The following is a 2,635-nucleotide window of genomic DNA, read 5'->3' on the forward strand; positions in this document are numbered from 1 at the left end:
CTTCAATTCTCAACATATCAATCTTCCTGTTGCCTGGCGGTAAGAGTCCGTCGCGGCGGACAAGCATTATTGCTATTGGGAGTCTACGATCTATGTCTAATTTCAGTAGCAGCACTGATCTGCTGAAGTGTGTAATCATAACTGCCCTGAGTGTAACACAATGGGACCAGCCTGCCTGAAGTTTCGCCAGCCAGGTCACACCTTTTATTCCAGCTCTATTGAGATGATGATGATTCTGCGAGCTCTAGAGTTATGCGTGGGAGTTTCATTAAGCTTCTTTTATGCCAGATGTTGACTGACCTGCTCTCCATTGATTTACTCAGAACACTGTTAGCAACGTCCGTTTTTCGCTCATAGCGGACCCTGCAGCGCGTACGCATGCTCTGTGCCAGTAGCTGACGTTCCTCTAACCGAACTCTGTTGATTTATGTGATGCAGGGCAATTCTCCCGGGTGTAATGTCTCCTGTCGTTCTGTCACTTCGTTAGACCGCCTGACCCCGCTTGATCATGCTTTTTTATACACTCTTTAATTTACTGCGCAGCAAAGTAGTCGGTTAGGATTCTGAAGTGAACCGTTATTTCCGACCCCCTTCGCGCAATTCCTTCCAATACCGAATCCACATGCGATGGTTAAGTAAACCTCTCGTTACTAACAATGGAAGGGAATTTCATGTTTACGACACCGTTCTGGCCTGCTGCTGACTCATATCTTATCCACATGATGGATATCCCTCTACCTGACTCGCTTTCGCCCGCTGCGCTGGATCTTATCCATCAGGCTACGCGTCTTGCAGAGGCGGCCAGTCATATTCACCCGGTTTCTACACGGACCGGGAGTACGCTGCTTCAGTCTGTTGAAGAAAAGCTCAGCATTATTTGTTTCAAGCTTGCTCAGGAATTTGACGATCCGGATACCTGTAAAGCGTTGCAGCTTCGCGCAGAAATCCTCTCTGACGCCAGCACAGCAAAGGAGCTTCTCCCGCAGATAGCTGGACTGGATGAACAGGAACTGGTGCAGGGAATAGGCTATATGTCTACGTGGGTTGGAAAATCTCGCACGCAGCATTATTCCGCCTGGTTTGGGTTACCTGATCGCGGGCTGCAGGAAGTATCGGATGTGGTGGATGAGCTCTTTCCGGACAACCTGAGCTGGCTGCAAAATCATATCGACCAGCGGCTGATTGCGCTACCTGGATGCCGCTACAAAATTGTCGACCTGTTTGCGATTGCTGGCGAAGCTAACAGCTATCCCAAGCACTTCGCTTATTTCTTCCCTGAGGATGAAGGGGTGAAATACGCCCCCCAGAAGCGCACCATTGTGTTTGCAAATACCTATCTGAACCTGTTTGAACGCTTTGCCCGGCCCCAGGCTTCCCTGCTTGGCTGGCAGCATGAAGCTATACCGGACAGCGCCCTCTGTTCCCGCCACCTGATCGCCTGGTTCCGCGGTCATGATCTGGGGCATTCCGTTGTCCTTGAAAAGATGATGTTTGGCAAATTAAGTAAACAGGACAGATGGGGATCAATGGTTGTGCAGGAAGCACTGGCCGATGTCTTTGGGCTGCTGATGTGCCTGACAGAGACTTCCCGGCAGGCTCTACAGCTGAATGAGACGTTGCAGTTAAAAATTTTCCTGCTGGAAATGCTGAGATATTTGCGCCGCGGCCCATGTGATTATCCTGATGCAGGAGCGGCCTACATACAGCTCAAGTGGCTGACTGAACACAAGTGTCTGAACTGGAGTGGGACGCATTATATGGTGGAACTCAGCGCGGTGAAGCCAGCTCTGACGGCACTGGCAACAGCAATGACACGTTCTGTATTGCAGGATGATACACAGGCAGCCCTGGCATTCCTGCAATGCTATTCACCTCACCATCAGCGTGAAGAGGCGGATCTGTTGCTGAACCGGCTGGGTAAAACTGTCGACATGATCGAGTACGACCAGAAGATTAAAGGCTTTACGTTATGATCGAGTTTTCAAATGGTTTTTTACTGAGCCTTTCGCTATGTCTTGATATCGGAATTGCCAATATCGCCATGATTACCCTTGCCATGCAACGCGGGTATTTTCATGGTTTCTGGCTGGGAATGGGAACCTGTGTGGGTGACCTGGCATATGCATTGCTGGCGCTGGCGGGAATGGCCGTACTGCTGCAGTATGAAGCAGTACGCTGGATACTGTGGATTGGCGGTGGTGCGATGCTTTTATGGTTCGCCGGCAAAATGCTGGTGGCCGCCTTCAGGAAGGCCTCAGAGATTAACGTGAGCGAAACCCATCAGTATCGCCCGCTGCTGCGTGAATTTGGCCGGGGCGTGGTGCTTGCCATGTCCTCTCCCACGGCCATTCTGTGGTTTGCGACAGTGGGCGGTGCGCTGATATCCCGGATGGGCCAGCACAACGTTACGGCAACGTCCTGGTTTCTGAGTGGCTTTTTCATCGCGGGAATGTTCTGGACCTGTGTTTTGTGCCTGGTAGGGAGTTTTGGAGGCAAACTGCTTGGCCATCGCCTGCTTAAATATTCCTACATAGCCTCAGCGCTCATATTTAGCTATTTTGCGCTTTACGTGATTGTGTCAGGTTATCGGGAGTTTATGGTGACCTGATCTGACCTGCGAAGCATAGTGATGGGG

General features: G+C 50.8%; 2 protein-coding genes. Both read left to right on the forward strand.

From position 1 onward, the window contains the following. The first annotated feature begins 671 nt into the window (after positions 1 to 671). Entirely contained in the window at positions 672 to 1,973 is a 1,302-nt protein-coding gene (locus QMM04_RS22005) for a hypothetical protein (RefSeq protein WP_211725956.1), read from the forward strand. Beyond that, on the forward strand, positions 1,970 to 2,608 hold the full coding sequence (locus QMM04_RS22010) for a LysE family transporter (protein ID WP_021509661.1): 639 nt from the start codon (positions 1,970 to 1,972) through the stop codon (positions 2,606 to 2,608). The genes QMM04_RS22005 and QMM04_RS22010 overlap by 4 nt, the downstream gene beginning before the upstream one ends. The last annotated feature ends 27 nt before the right edge of the window (positions 2,609 to 2,635 follow it).

This window comes from Pantoea sp. Pa-EAmG (assembly GCF_030024295.1).
GTDB lineage: Bacteria > Pseudomonadota > Gammaproteobacteria > Enterobacterales > Enterobacteriaceae > Pantoea > Pantoea dispersa.